A 16411-nucleotide genomic window follows, 5' to 3' on the forward strand; every position below is an offset into this window, starting at 1 on the left:
TACGGGAAAGGCTGACTTTCCCTCGGTTCTTGGGTAACACGCCCTCCTCCGAATGGATGCGACCCGAGCAGGCAAGAGGGGGCTCCGCGTCGCCGTGACTGGCGCGAGCGGAGACTTTGGCAGGCTGCTGCTGCCACTGCTGGAAAAGGACCCAGCGGTGCAGAGCGTGCTGGTACTCGACGTGGCGCGACCCGAGGGCACGAAGGTGGAGTACCACCGGGTGGACCTCACCCGCCACGACGCCGAGAGCGAGCTGACCGACGCACTCGCCGAACATCCCGTGGACGCCTTCTACCATTTGGCGTTCCCCTTCGGCCGCGTGCGCAACGGCTCGCTGGCGCACGAGCTGGAGGTGATGGGCACCCTCAACGTGCTGGCCGCGGTGGGCCGCGCGAAGATTGCCCGGCTCGTGGTGCCCTCGCTCACCGCCGTGTACGGCGCGCGGGGACAGCACCCCGCCCTGCTGCGCGAGGAGGCCCCGCTGCTGGGCTGTCCCTCCAGCCGCTTCGTCAGCGACAAGGTGCAGGTGGAGGGCCAGGTGCGCTCGTTCCGCGAGCGCCACCCGGACACGCGTGTGCTCGTGCTGCGCTTCGCTCCCATCCTGGGCCCCTCCATGAACAACCCGGCCACGCGCATGCTCAAGAAGCCCGTGGTGCCCACCCTGCTGGGGTTCGATCCCCTGTGGCAGGCGCTCCACGAGGAGGACGCCGCGCGGGCCCTGCACCGGGCGCTGACCTGCGAAGCCTCGGGCGAGTTCAACATCGTGGGCCAGGGCGTGCTGCCGCTCTCCGCGCTGATTCGTCAGGCGGGAGGCCGTCCGCTCCCCCTCCCCGGCCCGCTGTTCCGCGCCGCCGTGCGCGCCCTGGACACCGTGGGCGCCCGGGGATTGCCCGTCGGGCTGTTCGACTACATCCATTACAGCTGGGTCGCGGACGGCGAGCGTGCCGAGTCCGCGCTCGGTTTCATTCCCATCCATCACGCCCGGGACGCTGCCGCGGCGCTGAGGAGGATCTGAGCCATGGCCACCAAGGGAGTGCTCGGGAACGATCCGTTCCAGCGCGGCGCCGCGCAGCGCCCCACCGAGTCCCAGCCGTCCCCTGCGCGAGCGCCGGAGAAGGCCGCTGCCCCAAAGAAGGCCAAGGCCTCGGGCGTCAAGGCCGCAGCGAAGAAGGCACGCCCCGAGAAGGGCTCGGGCAAAGCGGCCAAGACCCAAAAATCGTCCAAGGCTCGCAAGCCGGGCCGGGGCGCGAGTGTCTCCGAGCAGGAGGCGCATCGGTTGAGGGAGCCCGGGGCTCCCGAGACGCCGCACCGGAGGCCTCCTGCCCGCGTTCCTGTGGTGGGGGACTCCCCTGGGGCCACCCTGCCCCGGACACCGAAGGAGCAGGAGGTCGATCGCGTGCTGGCCACCGCTGCCGCCTCCGAGGCCTCCGAGGCCGCCGCCGAAGCCGCCGCCGAGGTCGCGGTGGAGACGATGCTGGCGCTCCAGGCGCAGCAGGCGAGCGCGGTGGGAGCAGCTCCTCCGGGCGAGTTGGAGCAGGCCTGGAACCGGGAGCTGGCGACCGCAGTCGTCGCGGAGGCCGCAGAGGCCGCCGCTGAGGCCGTGCTGGCCTCGGCGCTCTTGGCGGTCAGCGCCAGCGCGGATCTGGCGGCAGAGCCATTGATCATGGAGGAGCGGGCGACGATCGGCGTCCCCTATGAGGAGGGCGAGATACCTCCCAGCAGCTTCTCGGCCGGGGTGACGGTCATCGACCGGGCGTACTCCGAGTCCGGCGAGGAGTTCGACGAGCAGCCCGACGAGGAACCGGACGAGGAGGCCAACGAGGTGCCCGTGGGCGTCGCTGCCAGCGCCAGGGTGGAGCCCGAGCAGGAGCTGCAAGATACGGAGCGGGACGAGTACGCTCCCCGGAGCGAGCCCGCCCTCTCGATGGTGCCGCCGTCCGCGGACCGGGAGCCTCCCCAGGAGCCTTTCTTCACGGACCAGGTCCAGGGAGCAGCGCCAGACACGTCCGAGCCTCGCGCCTCGGGGGTGCTCTCGCTGGCCAAGGAGATCGCCTTCCAGGCGCTGGCGAACGCGTCCGTGGGCAAGGCGCTGGGCACGGCACAGGGGCTGCTGGGCGCGATGAGCGCGGGCCTGGGCATCAGCGGCAGCACGTCTCTGGATGAGTACGGCCGGGACTCGGAGCTGGTGGATGGGCTCCAGCCGCTGCTGGACTTCCTCTACGAGCGCTACTGGCGGGTGTCGGTGCAGGGAGCGGACGCGATCCCCTCGGGGGGCGCGATCCTCGTGGCCAACCACTCCGGGGCGCTGCCCTACGATGGGCTGGTGGCCGCGCTGGCGCTCCTCCGCGAGCGGCCGGATCTGCGCGAGCCCCGCTGGCTGGTGGAGGACCAGGTGTTCCATGCACCGGTGCTCGGCACGCTGTTCAACCGGCTGGGTGCGGTGCGGGCCTGCCCGGAGAACGCGGTGCGGCTGCTGGACGAGCAGCGCCCGGTGCTGGTCTTCCCCGAGGGTTACCAGGGACTGAGCAAGCCCTTTGCCCAGCGCTACCAGCTCAAGCGTTTCGGGCGCGGCGGCTTCGTGAAGCTGGCGCTGCGCACGGGGGCGCCCATCATCCCGGTGTCCATCGTGGGGTCCGAGGAGACCTCACCGCTGCTGGGGCGCATCCCGGCGGGCTTCCTGGGCGTGCCCTACGTCCCGCTGACGAGCCCCATGCCGCTGCCAGCCCGGTGGACGCTGCGCTTCGGCGATCCCATCGGCATGGAGGGGCTGGGGCCGGACGCGGCAGACGACCTGGCCGAGGTGCAGCGGCTGACCGAGCGCACCCGGGAGGCCATCATGGGCATGCTCCAGGCGCTGCTCCGGGAGCGCCGCTCGGTCTTCGCGGGCTGAGCCTGGGGAATGGGGACCCCACATCATGGGTTTTCCCCCCAGGCAATCGTCCGGGGGAGAACCTTTTGTGGGGCTCCTCTTGGCTTTCGTCAGGAAACGTGACACACGGCAGACGCCTCGCTCGAACCGAGCGGGGTTCCGGTGCAGCTCATCCAGGCCGGATAAGAAAGAAGACTCGTAAATGGCAACTGGTACCGTGAAGTGGTTCAACGACGCGAAGGGCTTTGGCTTCATCACGCAGGACGGCGGGGGCGAGGATCTCTTCTGCCACCACACTGCGATTCAGACTCAGGGCTTCCGCACCCTGCAGGAAGGGCAGAAGGTCGAGTTCGACGTCGCCCGTGGCCCCAAGGGCCTGCAGGCTCAGAACGTGCGCCCGGTCTGATCCCGCGCATCTGAAGCCTCAATAAGCCCGGTCTCCTCAAGAGGCCGGGCTTTTCTTTGTTCAGCGCGGCTTCATCGGCCGCACGCTCAGACGCACACGCGGTTGCGGCCGCCCGTCTTTGCCTCGTAGAGCTTCTCGTCCGCCGCGCGCACCAGATCGCCAGCCTCGCGGTGATCGGGCTTGAGCACGGCCACCCCCAGCGACAGCGTCACCGGGATGTGCTGCTTGTCGAAGCTGAAGTGCTGCTTCGCCACGAGCTGGCGCACCTTCTCCGCGAACTGCTTCGCGCTCTTCAGATCGATCTCCGGGAGGATGACCGCGAACTCCTCGCCGCCGTAGCGCGCGAACACGTCCTCGCGCCGGATGCGCGTGCGCACCGTCGAGGCCAGCTGCTTGAGGACGTAGTCCCCCGCCAGGTGACCGTGCTGATCGTTGATCTGCTTGAAGTGATCGATGTCCATCATCACCAGCGACAGCACCCGCTCGTAGCGGCGGCTCCGGGACAGCTCCCGATCGATCTGCTCGTCGAAGTACCGGCGGTTGTGGACCTGCGTCAGCCCGTCCATCGTCGTCATCCGGTAGATCTCATCGTGGTACGCCGCCTCGATGTTCCCACCCGCGATGAACTTGAAGATCGTCCGCCCGATCTTCACCAGGTCGCCGTTGCGCAGCTCTTGCTCCCCACCGTCCTCCACCGCATGGTCGTTCACGAACGTCCCGTTCGTGGACCCCATGTCCCGGATGCGCACACCCTTCTTGCTGTTCGTGATCTGCGCGTGGTTGCGGCTCACCGACTCCTGGTCCACGCAGATGTCGGCCTTGGACGAGCGCCCGATGATGACCTCCGCTGCCTTGAGGTCATACTTGCGGCCTAGATCCTCGCCGTAGATCACCACCAGCGCCGCATCCAGGTTGAGCGGCCGGTCGGAAATTTTCGAGATGGCTGTGACGACGGTCTCGTTCTGCGCCATGTCCGCCCAACTCTAACACCGCGCAAATCAGGAAACGAGTTGTACTCCTTGGTGCACCGTTTACCCATGCACCCTGCGCTCAGCTTCAAGGGAGGTTGACGAGCCGCGTAGCGGAGACGGGAGGCCGCAAGGGCGCTCCAGACGGATCCACCAGGGTGGCCGTCATGGACAGCCCCAGTCCCGAGCAGCCCACAGGCAGCTTCAGATCCACCTCGCCGCGCCCCTGCGAGGCATCCACGTCCCCGCGAACGGTCTGGACCTCGCAGCCCGTTCCTCCAATGAAGGAGAGCTGGACGTAGCCGTCGTCCATGGGCCCACTGCCTATCCGAAAGCCGGTGGTCCGGACACGCACCGTGGACTCGCGCGGCACACTCAGCGCATCCACGTCCGGGACGAGCCAGGACACTTCCGGGCGACGGTAGTCGATCACCGACCAGGCCCGGGTGACGTCCCCGAGCTGCGCCAGGCTCACCTCCTTCACCTCGGCCAGCTCCACCGCATCCAGCCCACTGCCGTCCCCGGGCCTGGCCGCCACGAGCGCCTGAACCCGCATCAGCGCGCGCGTCCCGGTGAGGTCTCCATAATAGGTCCGGTCCTCGAACGGCGCGGGCGGTACCGGCAGCCGCACGCCCGAGGTGGCCCGCGCTGGATCCAGCAGCACCGTCCACTGGTGGCCCAGCCGGTGGGTGAAGACGATGCGAAGCAGGGTCGCACCGCTCAGCCCAGGATCGGTGGTGAAGCGGAACTGACGCCCCTCCAAGCCCCGGTAGGACTCCGCGGTGAAGTTGTAGCGAGCCCCCTCGGGCAGCGGCAGGAAGCCTCGCGAGGTCTGCACCGGCGTGCTGCCCTTGGGATCGAAGGAGAGCCGGGCCAACGGCTCGACGACCCCGCTGCTGGCCGCGCTCGCGGAGGCATCGTTCAGCGCCGCGTTGGAGGTGGCCAGCACGAGCAGCCGGTAGGCACTGCCCTCCAGCCCGTGGTGCGCGGGCGCCATGCGGACACTCACGAGCCCCGGCGCCGGAAGCCCGGACTGCACATCCGTGTTGGGATCCGCTGGCGCCACGTTCACCGCGATCCCCAGGCCCAGCGGCACCAGCCCCTGGCCCGGCACGCTCACCGTCCCCAGCACGAAGGCCCCATCGAGGAAAGCACCCCGGTAGCGCGGGAGCGAAGGGACTCGGACGGCGAACGGGAAGCCCAGCGGAAGCTGCTGGTAGTCATGGTCCACCGAGGAGAAGTGCGCGGTGTCCCTGAAGTCCGGCGTCCCCGTGCTCGCCCCCGGCGTGGGCTGCAGCTTGAATTGCACGTCGCGGACCACCGAGGACTGGAAGCGCCGCAGCAGGGGGATGCTCTGCGCGAGCACCTGGCTCACGTCGGGCGTCGCGCCAAAGAGGCTCGGGGGAATCTCCGCAGGCGGCACATCCCCTGCCAGCGCCCAGGCCGTACGAGTGCCACACTGCCCCGCGCGGATGGCCTCCTCGACGTTCGAGATGCCCGGCAGTCTCGCGTCACACACTCCTGCCACGCCCGGCGCCTGGTGCACCGCCTTGACCGGGCTGGAGGGCAACGCCAGGTAAGCGCCCGCCGGAAGATCCAGCTCGCGCACCAGGCCGCCCAGGTTCACGGCCACCTTCTCCGTCGGGCCGGTCTGCTGCTCGGACGCGATGTCCAACCCGAGCCCCGGCGTGGACAGGCCCGCGAAGCCCAGGTGGAGGTTCGATGTGGCCGGCAGGTTGCTAAAGGTGCCCTTCGCTCCGCCGTAGAGCTCCAGCGGGTTGCGCCGCAGCGGCAGCACCACATCCCTCGAGCGCTCCACCGTGTCGTAGTGCCCCAGCGTCAGGTAGCCGTAGTCCGCGTGGAACGCCGTGAGGCTCACCACGCCCGTCGCCGTCACGTGCGCCACACCGTCTGCATCCGTCGCATCCGAGCCGATGAGGCTGCCCGCCCCCGTGGCCGCCACCACGAGCGCTCCCTGCAGCGGCCGGCCCGTCAGCTCGTCCGTCACCACCACCCTCACCTGCCCCTCGGGCGGCTCCGCGGCCAGCACCGTTACCCGCGCGCGGCAGACGGCCTGGCCCACCCGCGCCTCCACCGCCTCGGTGGACTCGGCCTGCGCCTTCAGTGTGAACGTGGCGCTCGCCCCCGAGCCTCCACCCTCCACCGCTCCTGCCACCGCCGCCCAGGTGATGCCCTCGGTCAGCACCACCGGCTTGCCCGAGGCATCGCGCACCGTCACATCGAAGCGCACCTTCCCCCCCGAGCGCCCCAGCACGAAGTCCGGCGTCACCTGGCACGACGCCGCGGACGAAGCGGGCGGAGGCGCCACGCACTCGCCATCCCGGCACACCTGCGCGCCGCAGTCCGCGTCGCTCGAGCACAGGGACACCATGCACTTGCCCTGATCGCACTGGCAGCCCAGCGGGTTGTTGTCGCACTCGGGCAGCGCGAAGGAGCCTCGCTTCGCCGCACTACAGTCCTCCCGGGTGCGGCAGGCGGCCTCGCACCGGGACGCCGCCGTGTTGCAGAAGAAGAGCGCCGGATCCGGGCAGTCCTGATCCACCGTGCACGCCGCATCCGGCCCCATCACCGGCCCGGTGGGGGACTCGTCAGCTCCCTCATCCGAGGCGCAACCACTCAACGCCAGGCCCACACACAGCAAGGCCAGCACCGGCACCGGGCGGGAACGGGGGTTCATCACGGCGGACTCCGTCTTCACAGCGGGGGATTCCTTTCATACAGGCAGGTGGACCTGCGCGCGACGGCCTGAGCCCCTGCTCCCAGGCGCTTCAGGCCCGGCCGGTTTACAACCCGGCATTGGATTTCCTCCCAGGCCCGCCCATGATTCATCCCATGCCGCGCCATGAGCCCAAGTCCTTGGAATCCCTCCTGCCCCGTGTCCTCGCCCGGCTCGCCGAGGAATCTGGCAAGGGGCGCTCCCTCGCTCCCGTCTGGGCCGCCGCCGTCGGCCCTCAGATTGCCAAGCACACCTCCCCGTACACCCTGCAAGCGGGGACCCTGGTGGTGACCGTGGCGAGCGCCGAGTGGGCCAAGACGTTGTCGCTGGAGCAGGCCTCGGTGTGCGAGCGCCTCAACGCCCGGCTGGGGGCGGGCACGGTGACGGCGCTGTCGTTCCGGCTGGGGTGATGATGCTCGTCCTGGCCCTCACCACCCTGCTGGCCGCCGCGCCGCTGAACGCCGAGTCCATGGAGCGGCAGTCCGTCCAGCACGTGCTCCGGGAGTTCGAGCGCGTGGGACGCCGCGCGCCGACGCAGGATCCCGCGCTCATGGAGGCCGCGCGCCGGCTCGCCCGCGAGTCCCTGGGGCCGCAAATGCCCACGGGCGCTCCGGATCTGCACTCGCTCACCCTGGCCGTGAGCGATGCGGGCGGTGCCGACCCGAGCCCCCGCTCGTTCGTGATTCGCGCCTGGGCGCACTCCCAGCTCATCGAGACGTTCCTGTCGCGCAAGGACTTCAGCGGCGAGCCCGCCACCCACTTCGGCGTGGGCGTCGTCACCGCGGGCGAGCGCGCCGCCCTCATCCTGCTGCTCACCGAGCGCAAGGCCGAGCTCCAGCGCTTCCCTCGCAACTTCCCGAAGCCCAAGGCCGCCCAGGTCCTCTGCGGCCAGCTGGTCTCCCCACTCAGCGGAGCGGACGTGTACTCCACCCTGCCGGACGGCAGCGTGGAGCGGGTGCCGCTCACGCGCGAGGCAGGGCCCTCGTTCTGCGCGCAGCTGAAGTTCCCCCAGGTGGGCGGCTACACGGTGGAGGTGATCGGCCGCTCGGCCAAGGGCCCCGAGGTGGCCGCGCTCTTCCTGGTGGACGTGGGCGGCCCCAGCCAGCGCGGCGACGACGAGCCCGTCTCCGAGCCCACCACCATCCCCGAGGCCCGGGAGGCCATCCTCACCCGCATCAACAACCTGCGCCGCGCCTACAAGCTGAACCCGCTGTCACCGGACTCGGCGCTGGACGCGGTGGCACAGGCCTACAGCGATCGCATGGCCCGCGAGGGCTTCTTCGCCCACGTGGCGCCGGACGGCACGGACCTGCGCAAGCGCCTGTCCGCCGCGGGCCCCGCGTACCGCAGCGCCGGAGAGAACCTGGGCATGGCCCCCGGTCCGCTGTCCGCGCACTTCGGCATCGAGCACAGCCCCGGCCACCGCAAGAACCTGCTCTCGCCGCAGTTCACCCACGCGGGCATCGGCGTGACGTTCCAGACGGTGGAGGGCCGGCCCCAGGCCATCGTCACCGAGGTCTACTCCGCCGCTGCCCTGCCCCCCTCGGCCGACCCGCTGGCCGAGGCCTACAAGGCACTGGAGGCCAAGCGGAAGCAGTTCAAGCTGCAGCCGCTCAAGCGCAACAAGGCGCTGGAGCAGATCGCCATGGACCACGTGCGCCGGGCGCTGCGCCAGGACACGCCCAAGGCACACCTGCCCGACTCGAACGTGCACGAGCGCGTCTTCAAGGGCATGGAGAACGTGAAGACCGCGGCCGTGGACTTCTACGTCGCCGAGGATCCCACCACCGCCCCCGAGTCCAAGAGCCTGCTGGACGCGCGCAACACCGAGGTGGGCGTGGGCGTCATCCGCGGAGACTCGGCCACCTTCGGCCGGGACAAGTACTGGGTGGTCGTCATCTACACGACGCCGCGGTGAGCCTCCCGCTCCACGGGCCTCCTCTCGGGGGCCTCGGGTAGCGGGGCTCGACCGCGGCTCGGTCTCTTCAGGAATGAACCGCCGGGCACTACACCGGGCGGCGCTGGGTGGCGTAGGCCTCGATGCCCATCTGAGGCGGCGCCACCTGCTGGTACAGCGGGCACTTCATGCAGGAGAAAGACTGCCAGCCCCGGCGCACCGCCTCATCCAGGCAGTTGTCGTAGTGGTGGCAGTTGAGGTTGCGGTGAGTCTCGACGCCGGCGCGCTTCGGGCCAGCCTCGGGGTTGATGGTCTGCGAAAGATCGGACGGACACGGCTTCATGGATACGGAGCCCTCCCAGGTGAACGAAATCCCCCCCCGAGCTCTGACGTGCTGCGATGCGGCGTTTTGAGGCTCCCTCTACCAGCGGTAGAGGTTGGCGTCAGACGGCGACCCAACCTAATGAGGCACAAGCAGTGACGCAATGGGTCGAGGCCTGATGTCTCCCTACATGACATTCCCCCTGACGGTATGGACACCGAATGCTGCCGGGTGAACACTCCCCAGGACTGCGAAAGCGCGGCCGATCTAGGACTTGTTGGGGCGGCTGTCAAACCACCCCCCCAGGACAACCCTCCGAGGGAATGATTCCCAAACACCCTGCGTTAAAATGCGCCCAGGGTGTGAGCGGAGAGGAAAGACCCATGAAGTGGAGTGGTTGGGTGGTGGTGGGGCTCTTTTCGGGGGTAGCGGTGGCGCAGACGCCCACGACACGGGAGGCCGTCCGCCTGCACCGTCCCGAGGCCACCGCGCTCGTGCGCGCAGAGCTGAAGGCCTGCGACGCCGTGAAGTGCCCGGAATCCGGCCGTTTGGCGCTGCTGGCAGGCACGCTCGTGCTTTCGGAGGGCGAGGCCCTGGAGGCCCGGCAGATCCTTGAGTCCTACCCTGTCCCACCCGGCCTGGAGGCGTTCCACGCTTATTACCGGGGTCAGGCCCTCTTCTACTCGGGTGACGCGGAGGGGGCGGCGGCCGCCTTCTCGCTGGCCGTCCAGAAGGCGCCTCCCTCGCTCGAGCCCCGCGCCCGGGCCCGCCTGGGAGAGGCCCTGCTGAAGGCCGGCAAGCCCGCCAAGGCTGCTCCCATCCTGGAGACAGCAGCGGACAAGACCCCCTCGGCGGAGCTGCTCTATGAGCGCGCGCTCGCCCGCAGCGCCACGGGCAATGCCGCAGGGGCCAAGGAGGACCTGCGCGCGGTGGCCCTGCGCTACGCCACCCACCCGTACGCAGAGGAGGCCCTGGCGCAGCTGGAGGCGCTCACCCCGCCCGTGCGGCTGACGCTGGCCGAGCACCTGAAGCGGGCTCGCGCGCTGCTGGACGGAGGCATGGCCTCGCAGGCGATGACGGAGCTGGAGACGGCGGAGTCGCGCAAGTGGGTGAAGGGGGAGCTGGCCCGGACGCAGGTGGCGCTGGTGCGCGCGCTGGCGCTGTTCGCCACGGGCAAGGCCGAGGAGGCCGAGAAGAAGCTGGCCGAGGCGCGCAAGGGGCCGCCCGCGGTGGCCGCCGAGGCTGCGCTGGTGACGGCGCGCCGCGCGCTGCGAGCCAATGACAACGAGAAGGCCCGGGCGCTGATGGCGGCCCTGGACAAGGCCTATCCCAAGCAGCCCGCTGGGGACGAGGGCGGCTTCTTCGCCGGCTGGCTGGATCTGCAGGCCCAGCGCTTCGAGGACGCGGTGAAGTCCTTCACCCTCTACGAGCAGCGCTACCCGCGCTCGCGGCGGCGCGATGAGGGCATGTGGTTCCGCTCCCTGGCGCTGCTGCGACTGGAGCGCTATGCCGAGGCTCGCGAGTCCCTGGAGAAGCTGGTGGACAGCTTCCCGCGCAGCAGCCTGGTGCCGCAGGCGCGCTACTGGATGGCCCGGAGCCAGGAGCTGGGCGGCGCGTCCGTGGACGTCGTCGCGCGCGCGTACGAGACCGTCGTCGCCGTGTCCCCCGCCTCGTTCTATTCGCTGCTGGCCAGCGAGCGGCTGCGCGCGCTGGGCCGCCCGGTGCCCCCGGCCTTCCCGGAGCCTCCCAAGCAGCTCACCGTGGCGCGTCCGCCGGACCTGGAGCTGGCCGTGGCGCTCTCCGAGGCGGGGCTCTTCCCCGATGCAGCCGAGGAGGTGGAGTCCCGCGCCTCGCGCATCCACTCTCCGTCGCAGGCGCTGCCCTTCGTGCACGCGCTGCTGTCCATGGGCGAGTACGGCTATGCCCACGCCATCGCCGCGCGGCACCTCTGGGGCCGGGCCTTCGGCGAGCGGGCTCCGGACGCGCTGGCGGCCTTCTACCCGAAGGCCTTCGCCTCGGCGGTGGAGGCCGCGGCCTCGCGCGCCGAGGTGGAGCCGTACCTCGTGTGGGCCATCATGCGCCGCGAGAGCGCCTTCCGCCCCGAGGTGGCCAGCGCCGCCAACGCCCGAGGGCTGATGCAGATCATCCCTCCCACGGGCACGGCCATCGCCGAGAAGCTCTCCGAGCCCAAGCCCAACCCGGCGGACCTGTTCGCGCCGGACCTGAACATCCGCTACGGCGCCTGGTACCTGTCGCAGCTGATGAAGCGCTTCTCGCACCCGGTGCTGGCGGCGGCCGCCTACAACGCGGGCCCCAAGGCCACGGCGAAGTGGGCGCAGGAGAAGGGCACGCTGCCGCTGGATCTCTTCGTGGAGGAGATCCCCTTCCGGGAGACGCGCGGCTACGTGAAGCAGGTGGTGGCGGACCTGTACCTCTACCGCTCCTTCTACGGCGGCGGGGCCTCGCTTCCGCCGCTGGCGCTCACGATCCCCACGCCCTTGGGCGAGGGCGTGAACTTCTAGCCCTGACGCTGAGCCAAGCGGCGGAGGATGTCGGTCTCCAGTGTCTGCACCACCTCGGAGAGCGGCGTGGCGCTGGAGTCCAGGCGCACGGCGTCCTCAGCGGCCTTGAGCGGGGCCACGGCGCGGGCCGAGTCATCCTTGTCGCGCTGGGTCTGGTCGGTCAGCACCTGCTCCAGGGTGCTCTCCACGCCCTTCTGGAACAGCTCCTCGTAGCGGCGCCGGGCACGCACCTCGGACGAGGCCTCCAGGAAGAACTTGGCGTCCGCGTCCGGGAACACCACGGTGCCGATGTCGCGGCCCTCGAGGATGGCGCCCTTCTCCGCCTCCAGCGCGAGCCGCCGCTGCAGTGCCAGCAGGCCCGCGCGCACCACCGGGCGGCTGGAGACCTGCGAGGCGCCCATGGAGATCTCCGGCGTGCGGATCTCCGAGGACACGTCCTGCCCATCCAGGAAGACGCGGTTCTCCTCGCCCACCACCTGGAAGTGGATGTGGATGCGGCCGAGCAGCTCGCCCAGCCGCGCGTCGTCATCCGAGGCAATGCTCTCGCGCTTCGCCATCAGCGCCACGCAGCGGTAGATGGCACCGGTGTCCACCAGGGCGAACCCGAGCCTGCGGGCCAACAGCTTGGACACGGTGGACTTGCCGGCCCCGGCAGGCCCGTCGATGGCGACGATGAACGGTCTCACGCGCGCACTCTCTCTCAGCGCCCGGAGAAGACGCCGAGCGCGCGGAACTTCTCGTAGCGGTCCTTCACCAGCTCGTCCGGCTTGAGCTTCGTCAGCTCGCCCAGGTGCTTGCGCAGCACCTTGCCCAGGTTCTCGGCGGCCTTGGGGTGGTCGCGGTGCGCGCCGCCCGCAGGCTCGGGCACCACCTCGTCAATGACCTTGAGACCCAGCAGATCCTTGGCGGTGAGCTTGAGCGCGTCCGCGGCCTTCTCCGCCTGGGTGGAGTCGCGGAAGAGAATGGAGGCGCAGCCCTCGGGCGAGATGACCGAGTAGACGCTGTTCTGGAGCATCAGCACGCGGTTGCCCACACCGATGGCCAGCGCGCCGCCCGAGCCGCCCTCGCCGATGACGGTGGAGATGATGGGCACCTTGAGGCCGCTCATGACCTCCAGGTTGACGGCGATGGCCTCGGCCTGGCCGCGCTCCTCGGCGCCAATGCCCGGGTACGCGCCCGAGGTGTCCACGAAGGTGAGGATGGGCTTCTCGAAGCGCTCGGCCAGCTCCATGAGGCGCAGGGCCTTGCGGTAGCCCTCGGGGCGCGGCATGCCAAAGTTGCGCGCCATGTTCTCCTTGGTGCTGCGGCCCTTCTGGTGGCCGATCAGCATCACCGTCTTGCCATCCAGCTTGGCAAAGCCGCCGACGATGGAGGGATCCTCACCGAAGCGCCGGTCTCCGCACATCTCGAAGAAGTCGGTGAAGAGCCTCTGGACGTAGTCCAGGAAGTAGGGCCGCGCGCTGTGGCGGGACAGCTGCACCACCTGCCAGCGCGACAAGTCGCTGAAGATCTCCGTCTGGAGCTTCTTGGCCTTCTTCTCCAGCTTGGAGATCTCCGAAGAGAAGTCCACCGCACCGCTGGTGGAGAGAGCCTTGAGCTCCTCGATCTTCTTCTCCAGCTCGATGAGGGGGCGTTCGAAATCGAGCGCGTAGCCAGTACCGGTCGCCATGGGGGCGGACGTAGCACCTGCCCCTAGGGACTTTCAACGTGCAAGCCGCTTCGCACCCCCGGTTGCGTTACGCGCCGCGTAGAATGCGCTCCACTCACCTACCGTCCGGAGAGCCATGAACCGCCTGCCCCTGCTGCTGCTCACCCTGTCGCTGGCGCTCCCGGCGGCCGCCCAGCCCCCCCCTTCTGCCAAGGCGCTCAACACGGAAGGCTTCCAGCTGTACCAGGCGGGCAAGTACCCCGAAGCCCTGGAGAAGTTCCAGGCCGCCGTCCAGGCAGACCCGAAGCACGCGCTGGCCCAGTACAACGTGGCCGCCACGCTGGGAGTGCTTCGCAAGCAGGGGCAGATCTGCCAGCACGATGCCTACCGCGACACGATCCTGGAGCACCTCACCGCGTCGGTGAAGCTGGACCCGAAGCGGCTCCAGCGCGCCAAGGAGGACGCGGATCTGGATCCCATCCGGGACACGGTGGGCTGGCAGAAACTGCAGGGCCGCTCTCCGGCTCGGGCTGCGGACGTGCCGGAGCTCCTCCGCAAGGTGAGCTGGTTCGGCCCGGGAGTGGGCGTCTACGGAACGCTGGTGACGCTCAAGTTCGAGGACGGAAACAAGGTCACCGTGACCAAGAAGGTGCCCCAGGAGGAGGGCGAGCCCAAGACGGAGACACTCACCGGTACCTACAGCGTCAAGGGCCGCAACGTGGAGGTGAAGCTCACCGGCCAGAAGCCAGACACCGGCTCGCTCGACACCAAGGGGTTGCTGAAGCTGAAGACGCTCGGCACGTTCTACGACTCTCCGTCCGAGTGCGACGCCTGAGCGGATTCACCCGCCCAGGCCTCCGGGCCTGGGCTCAGGCCGCCTTGATCTTCACCGGCGCGGACAGCGCGTACCACGCGGTGCGGAAGGCCTTCAGCTCGCGCAGGCCGGCGGGGTGACGGCCGAGCGCCGGAGCCATGGTCACAGGCAGGCCGATCTTCTTCTCGATGGCCTTGGCCGCGTTGAGCTCCAGCTTGCGGCGGTTCTCGCACTTGGGGCAGGTGGACTTGGGGCCCACGCGGTTGACGAGCACGCGCTCCACCTGGAGCTTCTTCGCCTGGAGGTACTCCACCAGCCGCTCGGTGCGCGAAGCCGCGAGATCCTCGCCGCGCGTGACGACAACGAAGCGGGACTCGTTGGGCGAGGCCAGCGCCTCCTCGAAGCGCTTCACGTGCTTGAGCTGCGCGGCCACGTCATCGGCCAGCTCGCCCAGGCCCTTGGTCTTGTACTTGGACAGGATGGCGTGCAGCGCGCCCAGCCACGTCTTCGCGGTCTCGGCCAGCTCCACCACGCGCATGGAGGTGATCATCGGCGCGGGATCCACGACGATGCGCTTGAAGCGCTCCTGGACCAGCGCGTCCGTCAGGCACGACAGCGCGGCCAGCTCATCGATGCCCGGAGGCGCGCACTCCAGCAGGTTGCGCAGCGCGGCCAGGTCGGCCGGCACGTCGCCGCTCTTCGGCGCGCCCTCGAAGCCCTTCTCGGCCTTCTCCTTGAGGCGCTTGCGCAGGGCGGTGAACCAGCCGTTCACGTCCAGCTCGCGGGCGTAGAGGCCCTTGGTGCCCTTCACCTGCGTCTCGGTGTCCGTCAGGCGGCTCTGGAGCACGTCCGACAGCGAGTGCGCCGGATCCGTGGAGATGAGGAGCACGGGCCCCTCCTTCTCCGTCAGCGTCACTGCAGCCGCGGCGGCGCAGGAGCTCTTGCCCACCCCACCCTGCCCCACGAAGAAGATCAGGCGCGTGGGAGGCAGCGGCGGCGCGGCAATCGGAGGCATGGAGGGCGCGCGTACCAGCGCCGGAGGCCCCTCGGCGGCGGAGAACTCCAGCGCCTTGGTCTCCTTGCCTCCAATCCACTCCTTGGCGAACTTCTTGATCCCATCCAGCCCGCGCGGCGCCAGCTCGCGCTTGGCGATGAGCTGCACGGGGACGGCCTTGTCCAGCGCCTGGAACTTGCGCACGTGAGGGGCCTGGAGGCCGCGGCGGCCCTGGCACGCGGGACAGCCGCCCTTCTCCTCCACCTGGTTGACAAGGATCTCCGTCACCGGGATGGCGCGCTCGCGAAGCTGCGCGAAGTACATGCGCGTCTGCGCCTCGGGCACCGGCTCGGCCAGCGCCACGAGGTGGAACGCCGAGCGCGTCCCGTCCTTGATGAGCGCCAGCAGCCGCTCCGCCTTGCCAGCGACTTCATCCAGGAACGTGCCCTCGGCCGGAGTCGGCGCGGGCTCCTTCTTGCCCTTGCCGCTGGAGGCGGGCTTGTCCGTGCCCGTCCTCACGATGCCCAGGAACTTGCGCAGGCCCTGGGGCAAGTCGAACAGGCGCAGCGTGTGGCTGGTGGGCGAGGTGTCGACGACGATCCGGTCGAACTCCTTGGCCTCCAGCAGTTCCAGCACCTGGAAGAAGCTCACCAACTCCTCGAGCCCCGGTACGGCCTGGGCAAAGAGCTTGCCGAGATCTTCATCCGACAGCACAGAGCCCTTGGCGGCGGCCTTCTCCAGAGCGGGGACGTACTTGGCGGCGAACGGCTTGATCAGGGCCGCGGGCTCCAACTCCGCCGCGTACAGGCCCCCTTCGCCCTTGCCAGCCACCAGCTTCGAGGGCTTCGCCGTCAGCTTCTTCTTCACCAGATCGGACAGCGTTCGAGCCGGATCCAGGGAGACGAGGAGCACTTTCTCCTTGGGCGCTTCCTCGGCAAGATTCAACGCATAGGCTGCGGCCAGCGTGCTCTTTCCAACACCGCCTTTGCCGCCGAAGAAGTGGAGAACTCGCGCATCACTCATTGCGTCGTGGCCTTCCTTGACGCCCCCCGTCGGCTTCCGAATCGTCCATCCGTAGACAGCCGCGGATCAGGCGGTGGAGTCCCCAGCCAGGTCATGGCCTGCGTCGGAACCCCATGTATGAGAGGTCCGGATGATCCCCCGTCCAGAGGGTAAAAGTCAAGAGTTGACGCGGGTTTTGCAGCCCTGGCACACCCGTTGACGCGATGTGCCA

General features: G+C 69.5%; 13 protein-coding genes. 7 read left to right on the top strand and 6 right to left on the bottom strand.

All coding sequences use genetic code 11. The features are described 5' to 3' along the window. Positions 1-52: 52 nt before the first annotated feature. The 3 genes from DB31_RS10455 (at position 53) to DB31_RS10465 (ending at position 3275) form a co-directional block, all read left to right on the top strand. On the top strand, positions 53-1015 hold the full coding sequence (locus DB31_RS10455) for an SDR family oxidoreductase (protein ID WP_044185836.1): 963 nt from the start codon (positions 53-55) through the stop codon (positions 1013-1015). A 3-nt stretch (positions 1016-1018) separates the two neighbouring features. Next, positions 1019-2890 (top strand): lysophospholipid acyltransferase family protein, encoded by a 1872-nt coding sequence (locus DB31_RS10460; RefSeq protein ID WP_044185838.1) that lies wholly within the window; start codon positions 1019-1021, stop codon positions 2888-2890. Positions 2891-3071: 181 nt separating this feature from the next. After that, positions 3072-3275: a cold-shock protein gene (locus DB31_RS10465; RefSeq protein ID WP_044185840.1), complete on the top strand. Its 204-nt coding sequence runs from the start codon at positions 3072-3074 to the stop codon at positions 3273-3275. Positions 3276-3361: 86 nt separating this feature from the next. Here DB31_RS10465 and DB31_RS10470 read toward each other — a convergent pair whose 3' ends face one another. Together DB31_RS10470 and DB31_RS10475 are read right to left on the bottom strand one after the other, a co-directional pair. After that, entirely contained in the window at positions 3362-4246 is an 885-nt protein-coding gene (locus tag DB31_RS10470) for a GGDEF domain-containing protein (RefSeq protein WP_044185842.1), read from the bottom strand. 85 nt (positions 4247-4331) lie between these two features. After that, positions 4332-6941, bottom strand: a complete 2610-nt coding sequence (locus DB31_RS10475; protein ID WP_044186232.1) for an Ig-like domain-containing protein — start codon at positions 6939-6941, stop codon at positions 4332-4334. Positions 6942-7096: 155 nt separating this feature from the next. Here DB31_RS10475 and DB31_RS10480 point away from each other — a divergent pair, with 155 nt between their 5' ends. Both DB31_RS10480 and DB31_RS10485 read left to right on the top strand, forming a co-directional pair. Beyond that, positions 7097-7390: a DciA family protein gene (locus DB31_RS10480; RefSeq protein WP_044186234.1), complete on the top strand. Its 294-nt coding sequence runs from the start codon at positions 7097-7099 to the stop codon at positions 7388-7390. Continuing rightward, positions 7390-8898, top strand: coding sequence for a CAP domain-containing protein (locus DB31_RS10485; RefSeq protein ID WP_240486621.1), 1509 nt, complete (start codon positions 7390-7392; stop codon positions 8896-8898). Before DB31_RS10480 ends, DB31_RS10485 begins: the two co-directional genes overlap by 1 nt. An 88-nt stretch (positions 8899-8986) precedes the next feature. Here DB31_RS10485 and DB31_RS10490 read toward each other — a convergent pair whose 3' ends face one another. Beyond that, positions 8987-9220 carry a hypothetical protein gene (locus tag DB31_RS10490; protein ID WP_044185844.1) on the bottom strand — a complete coding sequence of 78 codons (234 nt, stop codon included), beginning with the start codon at positions 9218-9220 and terminating at the stop codon, positions 8987-8989. A 362-nt stretch (positions 9221-9582) separates the two neighbouring features. On the opposite strand from DB31_RS10490, the gene DB31_RS10495 reads away from it, so the two are divergent. Then, positions 9583-11721: a lytic transglycosylase domain-containing protein gene (locus DB31_RS10495; protein WP_044185845.1), complete on the top strand. Its 2139-nt coding sequence runs from the start codon at positions 9583-9585 to the stop codon at positions 11719-11721. Here the strand turns inward: DB31_RS10495 and cmk are convergent. After that, positions 11718-12407, bottom strand: a complete 690-nt coding sequence (gene cmk, locus DB31_RS10500; RefSeq protein WP_044185847.1) for a (d)CMP kinase — start codon at positions 12405-12407, stop codon at positions 11718-11720. The two genes, DB31_RS10495 and cmk, sit on opposite strands and share 4 nt — an antisense overlap. A gap of 14 nt (positions 12408-12421) precedes the next feature. Continuing rightward, positions 12422-13390, bottom strand: coding sequence for an acetyl-CoA carboxylase carboxyltransferase subunit alpha (locus tag DB31_RS10505; RefSeq protein ID WP_044185849.1), 969 nt, complete (start codon positions 13388-13390; stop codon positions 12422-12424). A gap of 115 nt (positions 13391-13505) precedes the next feature. On the opposite strand from DB31_RS10505, the gene DB31_RS10510 reads away from it, so the two are divergent. Continuing rightward, positions 13506-14204, top strand: coding sequence for a tetratricopeptide repeat protein (locus tag DB31_RS10510; RefSeq protein ID WP_044185851.1), 699 nt, complete (start codon positions 13506-13508; stop codon positions 14202-14204). Positions 14205-14238: 34 nt separating this feature from the next. Here DB31_RS10510 and DB31_RS10515 read toward each other — a convergent pair whose 3' ends face one another. Further along, the gene (locus DB31_RS10515) at positions 14239-16200 is read right to left on the bottom strand and encodes an ArsA family ATPase (RefSeq protein WP_044185853.1); all 1962 of its coding nucleotides are present in this window, start codon (positions 16198-16200) and stop codon (positions 14239-14241) included. Positions 16201-16411 lie beyond the last annotated feature (211 nt).

It is taken from the genome of Hyalangium minutum, assembly GCF_000737315.1.
Classification (GTDB): domain Bacteria; phylum Myxococcota; class Myxococcia; order Myxococcales; family Myxococcaceae; genus Hyalangium; species Hyalangium minutum.